Genomic DNA, 23,233 nt, shown 5'->3' with positions numbered 1-23,233 from the left:
TGATCTGTGAAGCTATTTCCTTTACATAGTTCGAGAAACTTCTTACGAATAGAAATAGCTATCAAACAAACACAAACAGATACTTCATACAAAACAACTAACGAGTTTCATATTGAACAAATAAACAACAGGGCAAGAAAAAGCCTGTCCGGCACGGGTCCGGACAGGCTGGGTGACGCAGGGTTGCGATTACTGGTGGTATTGCGCCGACAACTCATGCACCGCTCGCAGGAAGGCACCGGCGTGTTCAGGGTCGACTTCCGGGGTGATGCCATGACCGAGGTTGAACACATGGCCGCTGCCGCTGCCGTAGCTGGCGAGGATGCGCCCGACTTCAGCGCGGATGGCTTCGGGCTTGGCGTAGAGCACGGTCGGGTCCATGTTGCCTTGCAAGGCGACTTTATGACCGACGCGCTCGCGAGCGTTGCCAATGTCGCAGGTCCAGTCCAGGCCCAGGGCGTCGGCGCCGGCATCGGCGAGGCTTTCCAGCCACAGGCCGCCGTTTTTGGTGAACAGGATCACCGGCACCTTACGACCTTCATGCTCGCGAATCAGGCCGCTGACGATCTTGCGCATGTAGGCCAGGGAAAACTCCTGGTACGCCGCCGCCGACAGGTTGCCACCCCAGGTGTCGAAGATCTGCACCGCTTGCGCACCGGCCAGGATCTGCCCGTTGAGGTACGAGGTGACCGACTGGGCCAGTTTGTCCAGCAACAGGTGCATGGCTTGCGGGTTGTCGTAGAGCATCGCCTTGGTCTTGCGGAAGTCCTTCGACGAGCCGCCTTCGACCATGTAGGTGGCCAGGGTCCATGGGCTGCCAGAGAAGCCGATCAGCGGCACGCGACCGTTGAGTTCACGGCGGATGGTGCTGACTGCGTCCATGACGTAGCCCAGGTCCTTCTGCGGGTCGGGAATCGGCAGGGCTTCGATGTCCGCGAGGGTGCTGACGACTTTCTTGAAACGCGGACCTTCGCCAGTCTCGAAGTACAGGCCCTGGCCCATGGCGTCGGGAATGGTGAGGATGTCGGAGAACAGGATCGCTGCGTCCAGCTGTGGGTAGCGATCCAGCGGCTGCATCGTCACTTCGCAAGCGAACTGGGGGTTCATGCACAGGCTCATGAAGTCACCGGCCTTGGCGCGACTGGCGCGGTACTCCGGCAGGTAGCGACCGGCCTGGCGCATCATCCACACCGGGGTGACGTCTACGGGTTGCTTGAGCAGGGCGCGAAGGAAACGGTCGTTCTTCAGGGCAGTCATGTCGGCATCCGGAAAAAAAGTGCGGGCATTTTCTCAGAGCGCGAGGCAAAAGGCACGGCAAGAGCCGTGCCTTTTATCTATCGGGGCAATTTGTCGCGGTAGGTACGCTGGTTTCAACAACACCTTGAAACCAATGTGGGAGCGGGCTTGCTCGCGAATGCGGTGTGGCAGGCAACAAATCCGTCGACTGACACTCCCTCTTCGCGAGCAAGCTCGCTCCCACATTTGATCGCATTCCAATTCAGGAAATGATCAGACCCCCAGGTAATCCAGGATCCCTTCCGCCGCATTGCGGCCTTCGAAGATCGCTGTCACCACCAGGTCGGAACCACGGACCATGTCGCCACCGGCGAAGATCTTCGGGTTGCTGGTCTGGTGCTTGTACTGGCCCTGTTCCGGGGCCACGACGCGGCCCTGGCTGTCGGTCTGGATGCTGAACTGCTCGAACCACGAGGCCGGGCTCGGGCGGAAGCCGAAGGCGATGACCACGGCGTCGGCCGGGATGATCTCTTCGGAACCGGGGATCGGCTCGGGGCTGCGGCGGCCGCGGGCGTCCGGCTCGCCGAGACGGGTCTCGACCACCTTCACGCCTTCGACCTTGTCTTCGCCGACAATGGCGATCGGCTGGCGGTTGTAGAGGAACTTCACGCCTTCTTCCTTGGCGTTCTTCACCTCTTTGCGCGAGCCGGGCATGTTGGCTTCGTCACGACGGTAGGCGCAGGTCACCGACTTGGCGCCCTGGCGAATCGAGGTGCGGTTGCAGTCCATCGCCGTGTCGCCGCCACCGAGTACCACGACCTTCTTGCCTTTCATGTCGACGAAATCTTCCGGCGACTTTTCAAAGCCCAGGTTACGGTTGACGTTGGCGATCAGGAAGTCGAGTGCGTCATAGACGCCTGGCAAGTCCTCGCCGGCGAAGCCGCCCTTCATGTAGGTGTAGGTGCCCATGCCCATGAATACCGCGTCGTATTCTTCGAGCAGTTGCTCCATGGTCACGTCCTTGCCCACCTCGGTGTTCAGGCGGAACTCGATGCCCATGCCGGTGAAGACTTCGCGGCGATTGCTCAGCACGGTCTTTTCCAGCTTGAACTCGGGAATGCCGAAGGTCAGCAGGCCGCCGATTTCCGGGTTCTTGTCGAACACCACCGGGGTCACGCCGCCACGCACCAACACGTCGGCACAGCCCAGGCCCGCCGGGCCGGCACCGATGACCGCCACACGCTTGCCGGTCGGCTTGACCTTGGACATGTCCGGGCGCCAGCCCATGGCGAACGCGGTGTCGGTGATGTACTTCTCCACCGAACCGATGGTCACCGCGCCGAAACCGTCGTTGAGGGTGCAGGCACCTTCACACAGGCGATCCTGCGGGCACACCCGGCCGCAGACTTCCGGCAGGGTGTTGGTCTGGTGGGACAACTCGGCGGCCTGGAGGATGTTGCCCTCAGCCACCAGTTTCAGCCAGTTGGGAATGAAGTTGTGCACCGGGCACTTCCATTCGCAATACGGGTTACCGCAACCCAGGCAGCGATGGGCCTGGTCGGCCGACTGCTGGGGTTTGAAAGGCTCATAGATTTCCACGAACTCTTTCTTGCGTTGACGCAACAGTTTCTTCTTCGGATCCTTGCGCCCGACATCGATGAACTGGAAGTCGTTATTCAGACGTTCAGCCATTGTTAAAACCTCATCAAACTCTTCAGGCGCATATCACTGCGGGTTGGCACGAGTGCTGGAAAGCAACGATTTCAGGTTGGCAGCCTTGGGCTTGACCAGCCAGAAACGGCGCAAGTAGTCATCGAGGTTTTCGGCGAGTTCACGACCCCACTCGCTGTCGGTTTCCGCGACGTACTCGTTCAGCACGTTTTGCAGGTGGCTGCGATAGGCTTCCATCGCCTCGCCGCTGATCCGCTGGATTTCCACCAGTTCGTGGTTGACCCGGTCAACGAAGGTGTTGTCCTGGTCGAGCACGTAGGCGAAACCGCCGGTCATGCCAGAGCCGAAGTTATAACCGGTCTTGCCCAGCACGCAGACAAAACCACCGGTCATGTACTCGCAGCAGTGATCGCCGGTGCCTTCCACCACAGTGTGGGCCCCGGAGTTACGCACGGCAAAACGCTCGCCCGCGGTGCCGGCGGCAAACAGCTTGCCGCCCGTGGCGCCGTAAAGGCAGGTATTGCCGATGATGGCACTGTCCTGGGTCTTGTAGATGCTGCCCTTGGGCGGAACGATGACCAGTTTGCCGCCGGTCATGCCCTTGCCCACGTAGTCGTTCGCATCGCCTTCCAGGTACATGTTCAAGCCACCGGCGTTCCAGACGCCGAAGCTCTGGCCTGCGGTGCCCTTGAAGCGGAAGGTGATCGGCGCCTTGGCCATGCCCTGGTTGCCGTGTTTGCGCGCGATTTCGCCGGAGATCCGCGCACCGATGGAACGGTCGCAGTTGCAGATATCCAGGTCGAACTCGGCACCGCTCAGGTCGTTGATCGCCGCGGCGGCCATGTCGACCATCTTCTCGGCCAGCTCGCCCTTGTCGAATGGCGGGTTGCGGTCGACCTGGCAGAACTGTGGCTTGTCCGCCGGAATGTGATCGCTGCCCAGCAATGGGGTCAGGTCCAGGTGGTGCTGCTTGGCGGTCTGGCCTTCGATGACTTCCAGCAGGTCGGTACGGCCGATCAGCTCCTCGAGCGAGCGCACGCCCAGCTTCGCCAGCCACTCACGGGTCTCTTCGGCCACGTAGGTGAAGAAATTCACCACCATGTCGACGGTACCGATGTAGTGGTCCTTGCGCAGCTTTTCGTTCTGGGTCGCCACGCCGGTGGCGCAGTTGTTCAGGTGACAGATGCGCAGGTACTTGCAGCCCAGGGCGATCATCGGCGCGGTGCCGAAGCCGAAGCTCTCGGCGCCGAGGATGGCGGCCTTGATCACGTCCAGGCCGGTTTTCAGGCCGCCGTCGGTCTGCACCCGGACCTTGCCGCGCAAATCGTTGCCACGCAGGGTCTGGTGGGTTTCAGCCAGGCCCAGTTCCCATGGCGCCCCGGCGTACTTGATCGAGGTCAGCGGCGAGGCGCCGGTACCGCCGTCGTAGCCGGAGATGGTGATCAGGTCGGCATAGGCCTTGGCCACACCGGCGGCAATGGTACCCACGCCCGCTTCCGCCACCAGTTTCACCGAGACCAGCGCCTGCGGGTTCACCTGCTTGAGGTCGAAGATCAGTTGCGACAGGTCTTCGATCGAGTAGATGTCGTGATGCGGCGGCGGCGAGATCAGGGTCACGCCAGGCACGGCATAACGCAGCTTGGCGATCAGGCCGTTGACCTTGCCACCGGGCAGTTGGCCGCCCTCACCGGGCTTGGCGCCCTGGGCCACCTTGATTTGCAGCACTTCAGCGTTGACCAGGTATTCCGGCGTCACACCGAAGCGGCCAGTGGCGACCTGCTTGATTTTCGAACTCTTGATGGTGCCGTAGCGCGCCGGGTCTTCGCCGCCTTCACCGGAGTTGGAACGCGCACCGAGGCGGTTCATGGCTTCGGCCAAGGCTTCGTGAGCTTCCGGGGACAGGGCGCCGAGGGAGATACCGGCGGAATCGAAACGCTTGAGCACCGATTCCAGCGGCTCCACTTCACTGATGTCCAGCGGCGTGTCGAGGGTCTTGACCTTGAGCAGGTCGCGGATCATCGACACCGGACGGTTGTCCACCAGCGAGGTGTATTCCTTGAACTTGCTGTAGTCGCCCTGTTGCACGGCCGCTTGCAAGGTGTTGACCACATCCGGGTTGTAGGCGTGGTATTCGCCGCCATGGACGAACTTCAACAGGCCGCCCTGCTGGATCGGCTTGCGCGGGCTCCAGGCTTCGGCTGCCAGGGCTTTCTGCTCGGCTTCGATGTCGACGAAACGCGCACCCTTGATGCGGCTCGGCACGCCACGGAAGCTCAGCTCGCAGACTTCTTCGGACAGGCCGATGGCCTCGAACAATTGCGCGCCGCGATACGAGGCGATGGTCGAGATGCCCATCTTCGACAGGATCTTGAGCAGGCCCTTGGTGATGCCCTTGCGGTAGTTCTTGAATACCTCGTAGAGGTCGCCCAGCACTTCACCGGTACGGATCAGGTCACCCAGCACTTCGTAGGCCAGGAACGGATACACCGCCGAGGCACCGAAACCGATCAGCACCGCGAAGTGATGCGGATCGCGGGCGGTGGCGGTTTCCACCAGGATGTTGGAGTCGCAGCGCAGGCCTTTTTCGGTCAGGCGATGGTGCACCGCACCGGTGGCCAGCGAGGCGTGGATCGGCAGCTTGCCCGGCGCGATGTAACGGTCGCTCAGCACGATCTGGGTACGCCCGGCGCGCGCGGCTTCTTCAGCCTGGTCGGCAACGTTGCGGATCGCCGCTTCCAGGCCGACGCTTTCGTCGTAGTTCAGGTCGATGACCTGGCGGGCGAAGCCCGGACGGTCGAGGTTGGTCAACGAGCGCCACTTGGCCGGGGAAATGACCGGCGAGCTGAGGATCACCCGCGAGGCGTGCTCCGGCGACTCCTGGAAAATGTTGCGCTCGGCACCGAGGCAGATCTCCAGGGACATGACGATCGCTTCACGCAGCGGGTCGATCGGCGGGTTGGTCACCTGGGCGAACTGCTGGCGGAAATAGTCGTACGGCGTGCGCACGCGCTGGGACAGCACGGCCATCGGCGTGTCGTCGCCCATGGAGCCGACCGCTTCGTAGCCCTGCTCGCCGAGCGGACGCAGCACCTGGTCACGCTCTTCGAACGTCACCTGGTACATCTTCATGTACTGCTTGAGCTGATCGACGTCGTAAAAAGCCGAGCCATGGTCGTTGTCTTCCATGGTCGCCTGGATGCGCAGGGCATTCTTGCGCAGCCATTGCTTGTACGGATGACGGGACTTGAGGCGGTTATCGATCGCATCGGTGTCGAGGATCTGGCCGGTTTCGGTATCCACGGCAAAGATCTGGCCCGGGCCTACACGGCCCTTGGCGATGACATCTTCGGGCTGGTAGTTCCAGACACCGATTTCCGAAGCCAGGGTAATGAAACCGTTGGTAGTGGTGACCCAGCGCGCCGGACGCAGACCGTTACGGTCCAGCAGGCACACGGCGTAGCGACCGTCGGTCATGACGATACCGGCCGGGCCGTCCCACGGCTCCATGTGCATGGAGTTGTATTCGTAGAAGGCCCGCAGGTCCGGGTCCATGGTCTCGACGTTCTGCCACGCCGGCGGCACCAGCATGCGCACGCCGCGGAACAGGTCGATGCCACCGGTCACCATCAGTTCCAGCATGTTGTCCATGCTCGAGGAGTCCGAGCCGACGCGATTGACCAGCGGGCCGAGCTCTTCGAGGTCCGGCATCAGGTCGTTGGCGAACTTGGTGCGCCGGGCCACGGCCCAGTTGCGGTTGCCGGTGATGGTGTTGATCTCGCCGTTGTGGGCGAGGAAGCGGAATGGCTGCGCCAGCGGCCATTTCGGCAGGGTATTGGTGGAGAAGCGCTGGTGGAACACGCAGATCGCGGTTTTCAGGCGCTCGTCGCTCAGGTCCGGATAGAAGGCGGTGAGGTCCGCCGGCATCATCAGGCCTTTATAAATGATGGTCTTGTGGGAAAAGCTGCAGATGTAGTGATCGGTGTCAGCGGCGTTGGCCACGGACGAACGACGACGAGAGCTGAACAGCTTGATCGACATCTCTTGGTCGCTCAGGCCATCGCCGGCGATGAACACCTGCTCGATCTGGGGCAGGCGCTCGAGGGCCAGGCGGCCGAGGACGCTGGTGTCGATTGGCACTTTGCGCCAGCCCACCAGTTGCAGGCCGGCGGCCAGGATCTCGCGGTTCATGTTCTCGCGAGCCGCCTCAGCCTTCACCGGATCCTGGTTGAAGAACACCATGCCCACGGCATACTGCTTGGGCAGGGTCACGCCGAACGTTTCCTGGGCAATGGCACGCAGGAACTCGTCAGGCTTTTGAATCAGCAAGCCGCAACCGTCACCGGTCTTGCCGTCGGCGTTGATCCCACCGCGGTGGGTCATGCAGGTCAGGGCCTCGATGGCCGTTTGCAAAAGGGTATGACTGGGCTCGCCCTGCATATGGGCTATCAGGCCGAAACCGCAGTTATCCTTGAATTCATCTGGTTGGTACAGACCTGCTTTCATAGACACTTTCTCACCAGGCTGCCTCTAATCGAGGCAAATTTCTTTTCAATTCAACCAGTTGCATGCCGCGCCGAACGTACGCCAGCTTTGCGGGGGCAAAAGGGAGGTCATTGTACACACCGACACAGAGGCTCACAAATTTGACGACGAACTGTCGCAAATCCATGTCGCATTTGTGAAAGGTTTAAAGCTATATGCTGTGCTAGTCAAAACTTTTTTGGGTTCGACCGCTACGACTCAAACGCTACTGTGACGCAGACACCACAAGGCGCGCGGCCTGAAAGGTCGCCCGCCCTTGCGGAAATTTTGAGGTTGCCGGGAGAGGCGGCCTGGGTAAGGCCGCCGAATCTTCAGCGAGTTGCTGCCAGTTCCTGTTGGACGCTGGCGACAGTGCGAGGCCAAGGTTTACCAGCCTGAACCTTCGCTGGCAAGGCCTTGATGGCGGAAACGGCTGCATCACGACTGGCAAAGCTGCCGTAGGTGATGACATACAGCGGCTTGCCGTTGAGCACTTTCTTGAAATAGCGGTACTCGCCACCCTGCTCCTTGACGAAGTTCTGCGCCGTGGCTTCGGAGCTGGTGCCGAGGATCTGCACCACGTAGTTACCCGGTGCCTGGCCGGCGTACCAGTTACCGCCCGCAGCCTTGGCCGGGGTAGCAGCAGGCTTGGCCGCTGGTGCTGCTGGCTTGGCCGCAGGCGTTGGAACCGGTACAGGCTTGGCGGTGGCCAGTTGGGTCGGAGCCGGGGTCGGCTTGGCGGCCGGAGCAGGCGTTGGCGTCGGCGCAGGACCGGCCGGCACGCCCGCTGGTGGTGCGGTGGTAGTCACGGTCGGCGGCACGTCGCTGCTGTCGTCGATCGGTGGCGCCGCGCCGTCGTCGCCTTCGGTGATGCCACCGGCCGCTTCGGCCAGCGGGCCACGCATGACCGGCTGCGACTGGCCGACCAACGGCAGCGGCATCGGCTGGGTGTTACCGGCGAACTCCACGGCCGGAGCACCACCGTTGGGTTGTGGCGTGCCCTGACCGAGGGGCAGTTGCGCCTGTTCGTTGGCAGGTGTGCCCGTGGTCGGTGCCTTGTTGCGACCCGGCATCAGCCAGGCCGCGGCAACCGCGACCACGACGACGGCGGAAATTGCCAATACGTGTTTCTTCGGCATGTTGAACCCCATACTTGGACGCTTCACCGCTGAGCGGCTGGCAATCATGACTTCGATCAGAGCATCGCGGGCGACCTGGTTGATGTTGCCAGGCCAACCGCCTGCGCTTTCGTGAATCTCAGAGATCTGATCGGCGGTAAAAAGTTCGATACCCCGGCCCGCCCCCTCAAGACGCTGGGCCAGGTATTCACGCGTCTCTTCCTCGGTGTAGGGCGCCAACTCGATAACGTGGAAGCGCTCTTCCTCAAGGCTCAGTTGATCCAGATCAGCGATCAGCGACGACTCGCCGAACAGGAACACATGAGGACGACCTTCCGGCGCACCGGCAGCCAGGGCCAGCAGCGCTTCCAGGGCCGACTCGTCGAGCTGCTCGGCGTCGTCCACCAGCAGATAGACTTCCTGCCCGGTCAGCGCCAACTGCACGATCTGATCGAGAATCGCCCCGATTTCGGCCTGGGCGACATTCAGCGCCTGGGCCACCTGGCGCAACACACCGGCGGCATCGCCGGCGCCACGGGCGGAGACCACCAGGCTTTGCACCGACTGCTTGTTGGTACTGGCCACCAGGGCCTGGCGCAGCAAGGTCTTGCCACTGCCCTGGGGACCTGTGACCACCAACAGCAACTGGCTGTAGCGCGCCAGGTGATGCAACTGGCCCAGCACCGGCTTGCGCTGGGCGGGGAAGAACTTGAAGCCCGGGACCCGTGGAGCGAAAGGGTCATGACTCAATTGGAAATGGCCGAGGAAAGCCTCGTCGGCATGCAAACTAGTCATCGGAATCTTATTAACCTTTAAGCTGAGCCAGGGCGCGGTAGTCCGCTCCCAGCGTGGCCTGTAGAACTTCTTTCGGATAATCGTCGGTCACCACCGCTTCGCCCATGTGGCGCAGCAGCACCAGACGCAGACGACCGTCGATCACTTTTTTGTCGATTGCCATGTGTTCAAGGAAATCCGCCTCAGTCATTTCCTCGGGTGGAACCACCGGCAGCCCGGCGCGCTGGAACAGACGAATGCCGCGATCACGCTCCTGCTCGCTGATCCAGCCCAGGCGCGCAGACATCTCCAGGGCCATGACCGTGCCGGCCGCAACCGCCTCGCCATGCAGCCAGACACCATAGCCCATGTGGGTTTCGATGGCATGGCCAAAAGTGTGGCCCAGGTTGAGCGTGGCCCGCACTCCCGACTCCCGCTCATCGGCACCCACCACGGCGGCCTTGGCGGCGCACGAGCGCTCGATGGCGTAGGTCAGGGCCGCCTGATCCAGCGCACGCAGACGGTCGACGTTCTCTTCGAGCCAGCCCAGGAACGGCTCGTCGCAGATCAGCCCGTACTTGATGACTTCCGCCAGCCCCGCGGACAATTCGCGGGCAGGCAAGGTGTTGAGGGTGGCGGTATCGATCAGCACCACGTTGGGCTGATAGAAAGCTCCCACCATGTTCTTGCCCAGCGGATGATTGATCCCGGTCTTGCCGCCCACCGACGAATCGACCTGGGACAGCAGCGTGGTGGGGATCTGGATGAAATCGACGCCACGCTGATAGCAGGCGGCGGCAAAACCGGCCATGTCGCCGATCACGCCGCCACCGAGGGCAATCACCGTGGTGCGCCGATCGTGCCGCGCACTCAGCAGGCCGTCGAAGATAAGTTGCAGGGTTTCCCAGTTCTTGAAGGCTTCACCGTCGGGCAACACCACTGAAATGACCGAGAAGGCCGACAGGCTGCGGGTCAGACGTTCCAGATACAGGGGCGCGACGGTTTCATTGGAAATGATCGCCACTTGCCGCCCGGCGATATGCGGCGCCAGCAGTTCGGGCTGGTCCAGCAAGCCTTCGCCAATATGAATCGGGTAGCTGCGCTCGCCCAGGTCGACCTTAAGTGTCTGCATGTGTCCCCACAGTGAAGATGGAATCAGGCGTCCTGCCTGCAATTAACGAAAGTCCACGGTGCTTGTTCTGACGCCAGTTAATGGCCATCCGCCACGCCCCAGCCGGGCCACGACGGGACGTCGAGGATAGCGCATTTCGCCAAGCGCATTAACGGGGAGGCAGTTGCTGAAGGCGATCAAGGATGTCGAGCACCACCATCCGCGGTGGCCGCTCGTCGGTTTCCACCACCAGGTCGGCGATCTCCCGATACAACGGGTCACGCAGCTCCAGCAGGTCCCGCAGGGTCTTGGCCGGGTCGGCGGTACGCAACAGCGGACGGTTGCGATCCCGAGCGGTGCGGCCGACCTGCTGTTCGACGGAGGCATGCAGGTAGACCACTCGTCCGCCGGCGTGCAGCGCCCGACGATTGGCTTCGCGCATGACCGCGCCGCCGCCGGTGGCCAGCACCACGCCATCGAACGCGCACAGCTCGGCGATCATCGCCTGCTCACGGTCACGAAAGCCCGGTTCGCCTTCCTTGTCGAAAATCCATGGGATATTAGCGCCCGTGCGCAATTCAATTTCCTTGTCGGAATCTTTGAATGGCAGGCGCAGCTCTTTGGCCAGCAAACGGCCGATGGTGCTTTTTCCAGCGCCCATCGGCCCAACAAGAATCAAATTTCGCACAGAATCAACGACTCACAGCAATCGCCTGGTTGTTCATGATACGCGGAGTGAGGAACACCAGCAGCTCGGATTTTTTCTCCGAGACCACATCACGCCGGAAAAGGCGGCCAAGATACGGCACATCGCCAAGAAATGGCACCTTATCTACAACCTTGCTCTGAGTATTTGAGAAAACCCCGCCAATCACAATGGTCTCGCCGTCATTGACCAAGACCTTGGCGTTGACCTCGTTTTTCTTGATTGGCGGTACATCCTGCACCTTGTTCAAGTAGTCCGGCTCATCCTTGGTGACCTTGACCTCCATGATGATGCGATTGTCCGGGGTGATCTGCGGAGTCACCTCCAGCGACAGCGAAGCCTCCTTGAACGACACCGACGTGGCACCGCTGGAACTGGCTTCCTGATAAGGGATTTCCGTGCCCTTGAGGATTTTTGCCGTCTCCTTGTCGGAGGTCACCACCTTGGGCTGGGAGACGATTTCACCGTTGCCGGTCTTCTCCATGGCCGTCAGCTCCAGATCCAGCAGCACGTTGTCGGTGATGAACGCAATGCCGATTCCGGAGGTATTGCCCGACGCGCCCAGATCGACAAACGGCTGGTTGGTGCTGGTACTGCCCGGCGTGCCAATGGTGGTGGAGTCGCCGGTGGTGACCCCGGAGGAATTCCAGTTGCCCTTGTTCTGGATCGAACCGCCCCAACGCACACCCAGGCTTTTGTCGTAATCGACGTTGGCCTCGACGATCCGCGCCTCGATCATCACCTGGCGCACCGGAATATCCAGTTGCGCCACGATCCTGCGCAGTTCGTCGAGGCGGTCCTGGGTCTGGTAGGCGATGATGTTGTTGGTTCGCTCATCCACCGTGATCGTGCCGCGCTCGTCGGCCTTAGCCTCGGCACTGGTCACTGACTGGAACAGCTTGGCGATGTCCGCCGCCTTGGCGTAGTTGACCTGCAACAGCTCACGCCGCAGTGGTGCCAGGTCGGCAATCTGCTTCTGCGACTCCAGCTCCTGGCGCTCGCGGGCCGCAATTTCATCGGCCGGAGCCACTAGCAGCACGTTGCCGACCTTGCGCTTGTCCAGCCCCTTGGTCTTGAGCACCAGATCCAGCGCCTGGTCCCAAGGCACGTTCTGCAAGCGCAGGGTGATGCCGCCCTGCACCGTGTCGCTGGCCACCAGGTTCAGGTTGGTGAAATCGGCGATCAATTGCAGGACCGAGCGTACCTCGATGTCCTGGAAGTTGAGCGAGAGCTTCTCGCCACTGTAGGCCGCGCGGTCGGCGTTGCGTTTTTGCAGGTCGTCGACGGTCATGGGCCGGACGCTGACGGTGAGCTTGTTGTCGGTCTGATAGGTCGAGTAGTCGAAGGTGCCGCTGGGCTCGATGCTGATGATCGCCCGGTCGCTGCCGGCGCTGGCATTGACGAACTGCACCGGGGTGGCGAAGTCCTTGACGTCCAGGCGCACCCGCAATGGCTCGGGCAATTGGGTTCTGGCGAAATTGAGGATGATCTTGCCTTCGCGCTCCTGGATGTCCGGGGCGATGGACGGATCAGACAGGTCGATCACCACGTTGCCTTCGCCCTGGGTCCCGCGCTGGAAGTCCACCCCACGGATCGCCTTGCCCACCGGCGCACTGGCCCTCGCAGGCACGGCGCTGGCAACCGCCGGGCGCGGGGCCTGGGCGGTGTTCTTCGGGGCAGTGCTCTTCGGAGCGGCCCCCTTGCCGACCACCACGAACAGGTTGTTACCTTCAACCCGGGTGTCATACGGCGCCAGTTGGGTAAGGCCGATGATCAACCGGGTGCGATCCCCGGCCTCGACCACGGTGGCGCTGCGTGCATTGCCCCCGCCCAGGTCGTGGTTCCTGCTGGCCAGTTGATTGGTCACCCCGGGCAGGTCCAGGGCAATCCGGGCCGGTTGTTCGGTGGTGTAGCCCCGAGGAGTCGGCGGCGGTCCATCGAAGGTGAGCTTCAACTCGACACGGTCCCCCGGCAACGCCGCCACATCCAGCGTCTTCAGACTGGCCCCATGAACCATCGGCGACAACAGCGCTATCCATAGCGAAATACCGAGGGCTGAAAAAAACCTGTTCATTGTTCGAGTTCCACTATGAATGCTCTTTCAAAGGAATGGTCCGTGGTCGCTCCAGCCAGGCACCCTCGCCATCGGGAACGATTTCGACCACATCGACCTGGGTGGCACTGATGGCGACGATCCGCCCGTCGTTGCGACCCAGATAGTCACCGACCTTGAGCCGATGCACCCCGCCCGCGCCACGCAGGAGCGCGAAGGAGCCACTGACGTTGGAGATCGTACCGACCATTTCGAACTGCTCGATGTTGAAGCCCTCCAGGTACTGCTTGACCCGGTTGGGGTCGGGCCGGACGTTGCGCGAGCCCCGCTGCCGGTCGGCCTGGTCCACGCGGACCTGTCGGGAAAACGGACTGCGCAGGTTGGCGGCGCTGTAGGTAAAGGTTTCGTAGGGCCTGAACGTGGGTGTCGGCTCGATCTTGCCAGGCGGGCGCAGGCGCACTTCGTTCATGTAGGCGTCCAGGTCGCTGAAACCGTTGTCGTTGTTGCAGCCCGCCAGTGCGACCAGGCCCGCCAGCAGGCAGATGCGACACACCGGCCTCATGGTTGCGCCTCCTGCTCGTTGTACCGGTAGGTCTTGGCCTGGATGCTCATGCGCAACTTCGTGCCCGCCTCGGGCTCCATCGGAGCGATTTCGAAATCGTGCAGCGTGACGATCCGGGGCAACCCGGCCACCCCACTGACGAACGTCGCCAGGTCGTGGTAGCCGCCGGTCACGGTGATCTGGATCGGCAACTCGATGTAGAACGGCTGGGTGACCTCCGGCAGCAGCTTGATTTCCTCGAATTCCAGGCCGCTGCCCAGGCCGGTGCGAGTGATGTCCTCCAGCAGGCCCGGCACTTCGGTATCGCTGGGCAATTGCCGCAACAGCACACCAAAAGACGTTTCCATCTGCTTCATCTGCTCGGTGTAGCGCTCCAGGTTCGCGGCCATGTGAGCCTTGCCCGCGAATTGCGCCTTGAGGGTGTTTTCTTCCTCGCGCACCTGCTGCAACTGGTTTTCCAGGTCACTCAAGGCAAAGTTATAGCCCAGCCCCAGCACCAGGACCACCAGCAGGACGCCGGCCAGCCATTTGATGGGCGCCGGCCAGGAACCGATGTTGTTGGTGTCCAGGTCACTGAGGTCGATCTTGCGTAGCGCGTCGAACCACTCCCCTGGTTTCATTGGGCGCCCTCCGCATCGGCCGGGCGGGTCTGGCGAACCGTCAGCTGGAAAACGTTGGCCTGGTCGAGTTGCCCGGCGGTGGTGGCCTTGACCTCCGTCAGGTTGGGCGTATCGAACAGGTCCGACGAGTCCAGGTTGCGCATCAGGTCCGAGACCCGGTTGTTCGATTCCGCGGCCCCCTTGATCGAGAGCGTGTGGTCTTCCATCTTCACTTCGGTGAAATAAACCCCGTCCGGCAAGGTCCTCGCCAACTGGTCGAAGATGCGCCCGCTGACCGGCCGGTTTCCCTGCAAGTCCTGGATGATGCGCATACGCTCCAGCAATTGCTGGCGACGAGCCTTCAATTCGCTGATCTGCTTGATGCGCTCGTCCAGTACGGCGATCTGTTCCGAGAGATGGTTATTGCGAGCGACCTGGTGGTCGATGGCGCTGTCGATGTATCGGACCGCGACCAGGACGACGCCGACCGCACCGACCAGCGCGCCCACCAAGGCCAGCAAAAAGCGTTTGCGCCGTTCTTCGCGCAGCTCTTCGCGCCAGGGAAGCAGGTTGATCCGCGCCATCAGTCGAAGCTCCTGAGGGCCAGCCCGCAGGCAATCATCAGCGCCGGCGCATCACTGGCCAGCGCCCCGGCATTGACCTTGCTGCCCAGGGCCATGTTGGTAAACGGGTTGGCCACTTGGGTCGGTGTACCCAGGCGCTGCTCGATCAGCCGATCCAGGCCGGCGACCGAAGCCGTGCCTCCGGCCAGCAGGATATGGTCGACCGCACTGTACTGGCCCGAGGCGAAGAAGAACTGCAGGGATCGTGAAACCTGCTGGACCAGGGCCTCGCGAAAGGGCTGCAACACTTCGCTCAGGTAGTCGTCCGGCAGCCCTCCCTGCTTCTTTGCCAAGCCGGCCTGCTCGGGGGTCAAGCCATAGCGACGCTGAATCTCCTCGGTCAACTGGCGGCCGCCGAACAATTGTTCGCGGGTATAGATGATGCGCCCGTTGTGCAGCACGCTGAGGGTGGTCATGGTGGCGCCGATGTCGATAACCGCCACGGTCAGCCGCTCCTGGGAGGCGGCCAGTTGCGTGGCAAGCAGGCCGAAAGCGCGCTCCAGCGCATAAGCCTCCACATCGACCACCCGGGCCGTCAGCCCGGCGAGTGCCAACGCAGCCTCGCGGACCTCGACGTTTTCCTTGCGGCAGGCCGCCAGCAGCACTTCGACGCGCTCGGCACTGCGCGGCGAAACGCCCACCACTTCAAAATCGATGGCCACCTCATCCAGCGGATAGGGAATGTATTGATCGGCCTCGATCTTGAGCTGGTTTTCCATGTCATCGTCGGACAACCCGGCGTCCATCTCGATGGTCTTGGTGATCACCGCCGACCCCGCAACGGCCACCGCCACGCTACGCACGGGCGTCTTGGCCTTGGCCAACAGCCGCGACAATGCCTGGCCCACCCCTTCGAGATCGGCGATGTTCTTCTCGACCACGGCGTTGGCCGGCAACGGTTCGACCGCATAGGACTCGACGCGGTATCGCTCGCCCTGGCGGCTCAGCTCGAGCAGCTTCACCGACGTCGAACTGATGTCGATCCCCAGAAGCGCATGGGCTTTTTTATTGAAGAGTCGTAGCACTACCAATTCCCTATGACTATCCGTGAGTTACGGACTCTCTAATATGCATTGCGTTCAATCACTCCGGCCCGACGGACGTCCGGATGGCATTCGCGACGAAAAAAAATGCTTATAATGCCCAGCGTTTTTTTCGCTTTGTTGCAAGCACGGGGTCCATCCCTGCACCTGGCGCCTTTTTCATTCTTTGCCTGGATATCCAAAAGCCTTGATTCGTCTGCTGAAATTTTTCGGATGGTCCATCGTCGCTGTTTTCTGCGGACTGCTCTTGGGCCTGAGCGGTGCCTTCCTTTACCTTAGTCCGGGATTGCCGTCCGTGGAGGCGCTGAGAAGTATTCAGTTGCAGATTCCTCTGCGGGTGTACAGCAGCGACAACAAGTTGATCGCCGAATTTGGCGAAATGCGCCGCACGCCGATCCGTTTCGCCGACATTCCCCCCAATTTCATCAATGCGTTACTAAGTGCTGAAGACGATAACTTCGCCAATCACTATGGCGTCGATCCAGGCAGCCTGATGCGCGCCGCCAGCCAGTTGGTCAAGAGCGGGCACATCCAGTCCGGCGGCAGCACCATCACCATGCAGGTGGCCAAGAACTTCTTCCTGACCAGCGAGCGCAGCTTCTCGCGCAAGACCACCGAGATCCTCCTGGCCCTGCAAATCGAGCGGCAGCTGACCAAGGATGAAATCCTCGAGCTGTATGTGAACAAGATCTACCTGGGCAACCGCGCCTACGGCATCGAGGCGGCGGCACAGGTGTACTACGGCAAGTCGATCCGCGATGTGAGCCTGGCGCAGATGGCGATGATCGCCGGCCTGCCCAAGGCACCGTCACGCTTCAACCCTCTGGCCAACCCGGCACGCAGCAAGGAGCGTCGCGACTGGATCCTGGGGCGCATGTACAAGCTCGGCAAGATCAGCGAGGCCGACTACACGGCCGCGATCAATGAACCGCTGAACGCCAGCTATCACGTACCGACCCCGGAAGTGAACGCCCCGTATATCGCCGAGATGGCCCGTGCCGAGATGGTCGGGCGCTATGGCAGCGACGCTTACACCGAAGGTTTCCGCGTGACCACCACGGTACCGAGCAACTTGCAGGAAATGGCCAACACCGCCCTGCACGAGGGCTTGATGACCTACGACCAGCGCCACGGCTACCGTGGCCCTGAATCGCGCCTGCCGGGCAAGACCAAGGAAGCCTGGGCCCTGGAGCTGACCAAGCAACGCACCATCAGCAGCCTGGAGCCGGCGATCGTCACCTCGGTGGACAAGGACGGCATCAAGGTGCTGACCCGCAACGGCGAACTGGAAGAACATGTGGCCTGGGACACCATGAAATGGGCCCGTCCGTTCCTCAATACCAACAGCATGGGCGCCAACCCACGGCAGCCATCCGACGTGGCCCAGGTCGGCGACCTGATTCGCGTCCAGCGCCAGGCGGACAATACCCTCAAGTTCAGCCAGATCCCGGCCGCCCAGGGTGCGCTGGTGTCCCTCGACCCACAGGACGGCGCCATCCGTTCGCTGGTGGGCGGTTTTGCCTTCGAGCAGAGCAACTACAACCGGGCGTTGCAGGCCAAGCGCCAGCCGGGCTCGAGCTTCAAGCCGTTCATCTACAGCGCCGCCCTGGATAATGGCTACACCGCCGCCAGCCTGGTGAACGATGCGCCGATCGTGTTCGTCGATGAGTACCTGGACAAGGTCTGGCGACCGAAGAACGACACCAATACATTCCTCGGCCCGATTCGCCTGCGTGAGGCGCTGTACAAATCCCGCAACCTGGTATCGATCCGCCTGCTGCAGGCACTGGGCGTGGACCGCACCATCGACTACATCAGCAAGTTCGGCTTCAACAAGCAGGACTTGCCGCGTAATCTATCCCTGGCGCTGGGCACCGCGACCCTGACGCCAATGGAAATCGCCACGGGCTGGAGTACGTTCGCCAACGGCGGGTACAAGATCACCCCGTACATCATCGACAAGATCGAAAGCCGCAACGGCGAGACGCTGTTCGTTGCCAACCCGCCACGCGTGCCCACGGGCGAGCAGGCCAGCGATGGCCTCGCCGCGCCGTCCACCGAGACGTTCACGGTCAATGCGACGCCGGGCGAAGCCACGACAGCGCCAGGCCTGCCGCAAGCCCCCGCCGTCGCGGAACGCATTGTCGATGGCCGCACCACCTACATTCTCAACAGCATGCTCCAGGACGTGATCAAGCTCGGTACCGGCCGCCGTGCCCTGGCCCTGGGCCGCACCGACCTGGCGGGCAAGACCGGTACCACCAACGAATCCAAGGACGCCTGGTTCTCCGGCTACAACGCCGATTACGTGACCACCGTCTGGACCGGTTTCGACCAGCCCGAAAGCCTGGGTCGCCGTGAGTTCGGTGGCACCGTGGCGCTGCCGATCTGGATGAGCTACATGGGCGCCGCCCTCAAGGACAAACCGCCTCACACCCAGCCGGAACCGGAAGGTATCCTCAGCCTGCGGGTCGACCCGGTCAGTGGCCGTGCAGCCACGCCAGGTACCCCGGGCGCGTACTTCGAACTGTTCAAGAGCGAAGACACGCCACCGTCGGTCAACGAGCTGGGCAACGGCGTTGCGCCGGGCAGCCCGTTGCCGGCGGACGAAGCGGCGCCGATCGATCTGTTCTGACCCAGCCCCACCCAAAAGCCCCGCCTTCGGAAGAAGTGCGGGGCTTTTTTTTGCAGGCTATCTCGTGGCGAGGGGATTTATTCCCGCAGGGCTGCGCAGCGGCCCAAAAACCAGGCAGCACGGAACAATAGATGAACCGCGACAGCCGGATTACGACTGCTGCGCAGCCGAGCGGGGATAAATCCCCTCGCCACGGGTTTCTGGCTTCTGGAAAGATTTCTGGCCACCCACAACCCCGCAGGCAATAAAAAACCCCGACTCACCAGAGCCGGGGTTTTCGTTGAAGCGCTACAACGGCTTAGCCGTTGAACACATCATCCACGCTCTTGAGCGGGTAGTTCTTCGGATACGGCAGGGTGGCCACGCCAGTCTCGATGGCGGCCTTGGCCACGGCGTCGGAGATCAGGGTGATCAGGCGGGCGTCCATTGGCTTCGGAATGATGTACTCACGACCGAATTCCAGCTTGATGCCGCCGTAGGCGTCGCACACTTCCTGGGGTACCGGCAGCTTGGCCAGTTCGCGCAGGGCGTTGGCGGCCGCGACTTTCATTTCTTCGTTGATGCGCTTGGCGCGAACGTCCAGGGCACCGCGGAAGATGAACGGGAAGCCCAGTACGTTGTTGACCTGGTTCGGGTAGTCCGAACGGCCGGTGGCCATGATCACGTCGCTGCGGGTAGCGTGAGCCAGCTCCGGGGAGATTTCCGGATCCGGGTTCGAGCAGGCGAACACGATCGGGTTCGGCGCCATGCGCAGCAGGTTTTCCGGGCTCAGCAGGTTCGGACCCGACAGACCGACGAATACGTCGGCACCGTCCAGCGCGTCCGCCAGGGAGCGCTTGTCGGTCGCGTGAGCGAACACAGCCTTGTACTGGTTCAGGTCGTCACGGCCGGAGTGGATCACGCCGGTACGGTCGACCATGAAGATGTTTTCGATCTTGGCGCCCATGCTCACCAGCAACTTCATGCAGGAGATGGCCGCGGCGCCGGCGCCCAGGCAGACGATCTTGGCTTCCGGCAGGGTTTTGCCAGCGATTTCCAGGGCGTTGATCATGCCGGCCGCGGTGACGATGGCGGTGCCGTGCTGGTCATCGTGGAATACCGGGATGTCGCACTGTTCGATCAGGGCGCGCTCGATCTCGAAGCACTCAGGTGCCTTGATGTCTTCCAGGTTGATACCGCCGAAGGTGATGGAGATACGCTTGACGGTGTCGATGAAGGCTTGTGGGCTCTCGGAGTCGACTTCGATGTCGAATACGTCGATACCGGCGAAGCGCTTGAACAGCACACCCTTGCCTTCCATAACCGGCTTGGAGGCCAATGGGCCGAGGTTACCCAGGCCGAGAATCGCGGTGCCATCGGAAATGACTGCAACCAGGTTGCCTTTACCGGTGTATTTGTAGGCCAGTTCAGGGTCGCGAGCGATTTCGCGTACTGGTTCGGCTACGCCGGGGCTGTAGGCCAGCGACAAGTCGCGAGCAGTAGCGGTGGCCTTGGTGAGCTCGACACTCAGCTTCCCTGGACGAGGATTAGCGTGATATTCGAGAGCGGCAGTTTTCAGATCAGACATGTGGGCATTCCGCTTTTTACTGTGTTGGACAGACGGACCGCCGAGGATACGCGCCTCGTAAAATCCCCACAAGACTGACCAGTCACTACTGTCAAGCGCCCTGCCCTACGACTTTGGGCCAAGAGCCACGAAACACAAGGGCTACATGCATACAATCAGACAGAGAAATGTCTACAATTTTTAATCAAGCCCTCTCGCGCAGCCCGATACCTTGCTTTATCGCAGGCACAAAAAAGGCGCCCACAAGGGACGCCTTCTTTATCAATCTGGAAGGGTCGAAACGACCTTCCAGAATGATCAGCCTCAGGCTTTTGGAGTAACTTTGCCGAAAGCACCGAAACGATCGGCGAACTTCTGAACGCGGCCGCCGGTATCCAGAGTCTTTTGCTTACCGGTGTAGAACGGGTGGCATTCGTTGCAAACGTCGATCGCCAGGGCTTTGCCGTAGGTCGAACGAGTTTCGAACTTGTTGCCGCAGCTGCAAGTCACGGCAATTACTGGGTATTCCGGATGGATATCGGTTTTCATGCTGTTTTCCTCAGGCTAGCGTGCCGCCACCCAACACTATTGTTGAATACCGCACGTAATTAGGCCGCGGATTCTACCAGACAACATCAATCACGCAAGCTATGACTTGTACCAACCGTCTGCTAGGCTCCCTGCCTCATGCGCAAGCTCTTCCACAGGGTTGTGCCAAGCCTTCTGAATTCGTCTGTATATCGAGACCCTCCCGCGTGCCCGACGCCATCCTGCGCCTCGCCTTGCCTTCGCCCCTGCGCCGCCTGTTCGACTACCGCGCCCCGGCCGGAGTCCTGCGCGCCCAGTTGCACCCGGGCATGCGCCTGCGGGTGCCGTTCGGTCGCCGGGAGATGATCGGGATCCTGGTGGAGGTCACCGATCACAGCGAAGTGCCGGCCGACAAGCTCAAACCGGCCCTGGCTCTGCTCGATGCCACGCCCCCCTTGCCGGCGTCGCTGTTCAAGCTGTGCCTGTGGACCTCCCAGTATTACCAGCACAGCCTCGGCGATACCTTGAGCTGGGCGCTGCCGGTGCTGCTGCGCCAGGGCGAACTGGCCGAGGCGCGCCAGGAGCGGTTCTGGTCGGTGGCCCCGGGAGCCTCGCTGGACGATCCGCGCATCGCCCGTGCCCCGCGCCAGCGCGAAGCCCTGGCGACCCTGGCCCAGCACCCCCACGGTGTCGCCCATCAATTGCTGAGCAAGCTGATGCTCAGCAAGGACAGCCTCGATCTGCTGCTGGCCAAGGACCTGGTCCAGGTGGAGATCCGCAGGCACGCCCCCGGCGCCCGCCACGAACATTGGTTGGCCCAGCCGGAACTGCCGCTCAACGCCGAACAACGGGCTGCTTGCGAAGCGATCCGGGCAGGCTTCGACAGTTATCACGCCTTTCTGCTGGCGGGCGTCACCGGCAGCGGCAAGACCGAAGTTTATCTACAGCTGATCCGCCAGACTTTGGAAGCCGGCAAACAGGCCCTGGTGCTGATTCCGGAAATCAACCTCGGCCCGCAAACCCTGGCGCGCTTCGAACAACGCTTCAACGCCCGGATCGCCCTGGTGCACTCGGCGGTCAACGACCGCGAACGCCTGGAGGCCTGGCTCGCCGCCCGCGATGGCGAGGCCGACATCATCATCGGCACCCGTTCGGCACTGTTCACGCCGATGAAGAATCCCGGCCTGATCATCATCGACGAAGAACACGACGGCTCCTATAAACAGCAGGAAGGCCTGCGCTACCACGCCCGCGATCTGGCGCTGGTGCGCGCGCGCCAGGAAAACATCCCCATTGTCCTCGGCTCGGCGACGCCGTCCCTGGAAAGCCTGCACAACGCCTATAGCGGCCGCTACGGCCTGCTGCGCCTGAACGAACGGGCCGGCGGCGCCAAGCAACCTCGGTTCCTGCGCCTGGATGTGAAAAGCCGTCCGCTGGACAGCGGTATTTCCGGGCCGATGCAGCAAGCCATCGGCCAGACCCTGGCCGCCGGGCAGCAGGTCCTGGTGTTTCTCAATCGCCGTGGTTTTGCCCCGACCCTGTTGTGCCACGACTGTGGCTGGATGTCCGGTTGCGAACGCTGCGACGCGCGGATGACCGTGCATCAGCGCCACGGCGAACTGCGTTGCCACCATTGCGGCCACGTCGAGCGCGTGCCAAGGCACTGCCCACAGTGCGGCAAAGTGGATTTGCGCCCGGTCGGCGCCGGCACCGAACGCGCCGAAGAACGGCTGGGCATCCTGTTTCCCGATTACCCGGTACTGCGGGTGGATCGCGACAGCACCTCGCGCAAAGACGCGATGAACCAGTTGTTCGCCACCATCCAGAAGGGCCAGCCGTGCATCCTGGTGGGCACACAGATGCTCGCCAAGGGGCACCACTTCCCCCGGGTCACGCTGGTATCGATCCTCGACGCCGATGGCGGCCTGTTCTCCGGTGACTTCCGCGCCAGCGAGCGCATGGCGCAGTTGATCGTCCAGGTTGCGGGGCGGGCCGGGCGGGCCGAGGAGCCGGGCAAAGTGATTATCCAGACCCACCTGGCCGATCACCCGCTGTTGATCCAACTGACCGAACAAGGTTATTTCGCCTTCGCCGAACAGGCCTTGAGCGAACGGCGCAGCGCCGGCCTGCCGCCGTTTGCCCACCTGGCATTGCTGCGGGCCGAAGCCCACAAGCCGGGGCAGGCCGAAGCATTCCTCGACGAGGCCTGCAGCGAGGCAGAACGCTTGCTGGCAGAGCAGAGCCTCACCGGCATCGAACTGTTGGGCCCGGTACCGGCACCGATGGAACGGCGGGCCGGGCGCTATCGCGCGCAGCTTTTATTGCAAGCCAATGCCCGGGCGCCACTGCATCGCCTGCTGAGCGCCTGGCTGCTGGTGCTGGAACAAATGCCCAGCGGGCGAGCGGTGCGCTGGTCGCTGGATGTGGATCCGGTGGATTTGTATTGACCCAGGCATCGTCATCGCGAGCAGGCTCGCTCTCACATAGGAATGCAATTTTCTGTGGGA

Annotated in this window: 15 protein-coding genes; 2 read left to right on the top strand and 13 right to left on the bottom strand. The window is 62.1% G+C overall.

All coding sequences use genetic code 11. The features are described 5' to 3' along the window. Positions 1-189: 189 nt before the first annotated feature. The 11 genes from hemE to AC30D9_RS14680 all read right to left on the bottom strand — a co-directional run bounded on the left by hemE (position 190) and on the right by AC30D9_RS14680 (position 15,999). The gene (gene hemE / locus AC30D9_RS14730; RefSeq protein WP_134922521.1) at positions 190-1,257 is read right to left on the bottom strand and encodes a uroporphyrinogen decarboxylase; all 1,068 of its coding nucleotides are present in this window, start codon (positions 1,255-1,257) and stop codon (positions 190-192) included. A gap of 252 nt (positions 1,258-1,509) precedes the next feature. Continuing rightward, positions 1,510-2,928, bottom strand: a complete 1,419-nt coding sequence (locus AC30D9_RS14725; RefSeq protein WP_490144280.1) for an FAD-dependent oxidoreductase — start codon at positions 2,926-2,928, stop codon at positions 1,510-1,512. A 33-nt stretch (positions 2,929-2,961) separates the two neighbouring features. After that, positions 2,962-7,410, bottom strand: a complete 4,449-nt coding sequence (gene gltB / locus AC30D9_RS14720; protein WP_490144279.1) for a glutamate synthase large subunit — start codon at positions 7,408-7,410, stop codon at positions 2,962-2,964. A gap of 350 nt (positions 7,411-7,760) precedes the next feature. Continuing rightward, positions 7,761-9,341, bottom strand: coding sequence for an AAA family ATPase (locus tag AC30D9_RS14715; RefSeq protein ID WP_307573639.1), 1,581 nt, complete (start codon positions 9,339-9,341; stop codon positions 7,761-7,763). 10 nt (positions 9,342-9,351) lie between these two features. After that, positions 9,352-10,452: a 3-dehydroquinate synthase gene (aroB, locus tag AC30D9_RS14710; RefSeq protein WP_134922517.1), complete on the bottom strand. Its 1,101-nt coding sequence runs from the start codon at positions 10,450-10,452 to the stop codon at positions 9,352-9,354. Positions 10,453-10,600: 148 nt separating this feature from the next. Then, a complete protein-coding gene (aroK, locus tag AC30D9_RS14705; protein WP_003196983.1) occupies positions 10,601-11,119 on the bottom strand; it encodes a shikimate kinase AroK in 519 nt (172 codons plus the stop codon). 4 nt (positions 11,120-11,123) lie between these two features. Beyond that, positions 11,124-13,211, bottom strand: a complete 2,088-nt coding sequence (locus tag AC30D9_RS14700) for a type IV pilus secretin PilQ (protein ID WP_490144278.1) — start codon at positions 13,209-13,211, stop codon at positions 11,124-11,126. Between the two features lie 13 nt (positions 13,212-13,224). Beyond that, a complete protein-coding gene (locus AC30D9_RS14695) occupies positions 13,225-13,752 on the bottom strand; it encodes a pilus assembly protein PilP (protein WP_109752040.1) in 528 nt (175 codons plus the stop codon). Then, positions 13,749-14,372, bottom strand: coding sequence for a type 4a pilus biogenesis protein PilO (gene pilO / locus AC30D9_RS14690; RefSeq protein ID WP_109752039.1), 624 nt, complete (start codon positions 14,370-14,372; stop codon positions 13,749-13,751). Before pilO ends, AC30D9_RS14695 begins: the two co-directional genes overlap by 4 nt. After that, positions 14,369-14,935 (bottom strand): PilN domain-containing protein, encoded by a 567-nt coding sequence (locus AC30D9_RS14685; RefSeq protein WP_307573637.1) that lies wholly within the window; start codon positions 14,933-14,935, stop codon positions 14,369-14,371. Before AC30D9_RS14685 ends, pilO begins: the two co-directional genes overlap by 4 nt. Then, entirely contained in the window at positions 14,935-15,999 is a 1,065-nt protein-coding gene (locus tag AC30D9_RS14680) for a pilus assembly protein PilM (protein WP_134922513.1), read from the bottom strand. Before AC30D9_RS14680 ends, AC30D9_RS14685 begins: the two co-directional genes overlap by 1 nt. Positions 16,000-16,207: 208 nt before the next feature. Here AC30D9_RS14680 and AC30D9_RS14675 point away from each other — a divergent pair, with 208 nt between their 5' ends. Beyond that, positions 16,208-18,652, top strand: a complete 2,445-nt coding sequence (locus tag AC30D9_RS14675; protein WP_307573783.1) for a penicillin-binding protein 1A — start codon at positions 16,208-16,210, stop codon at positions 18,650-18,652. Between the two features lie 298 nt (positions 18,653-18,950). On the opposite strand, the gene AC30D9_RS14670 is transcribed toward AC30D9_RS14675, so the two are convergent. Both AC30D9_RS14670 and rpmE read right to left on the bottom strand, forming a co-directional pair. After that, entirely contained in the window at positions 18,951-20,219 is a 1,269-nt protein-coding gene (locus AC30D9_RS14670) for a malic enzyme-like NAD(P)-binding protein (protein ID WP_109752035.1), read from the bottom strand. 303 nt (positions 20,220-20,522) lie between these two features. Next, complete coding sequence (rpmE, locus tag AC30D9_RS14665) at positions 20,523-20,747, bottom strand: 50S ribosomal protein L31 (protein ID WP_003196965.1); 225 nt, start codon at positions 20,745-20,747, stop codon at positions 20,523-20,525. A gap of 206 nt (positions 20,748-20,953) precedes the next feature. On the opposite strand from rpmE, the gene AC30D9_RS14660 reads away from it, so the two are divergent. Next, positions 20,954-23,173 carry a primosomal protein N' gene (locus AC30D9_RS14660; RefSeq protein ID WP_490144277.1) on the top strand — a complete coding sequence of 740 codons (2,220 nt, stop codon included), beginning with the start codon at positions 20,954-20,956 and terminating at the stop codon, positions 23,171-23,173. Positions 23,174-23,233: the final 60 nt, after the last annotated feature.

Source organism: Pseudomonas sp. DF11, assembly GCF_058148565.1.
Note: the sequence above shows the minus strand (reverse complement) of the source record. Positions and strands in the feature narration are given on the sequence as shown.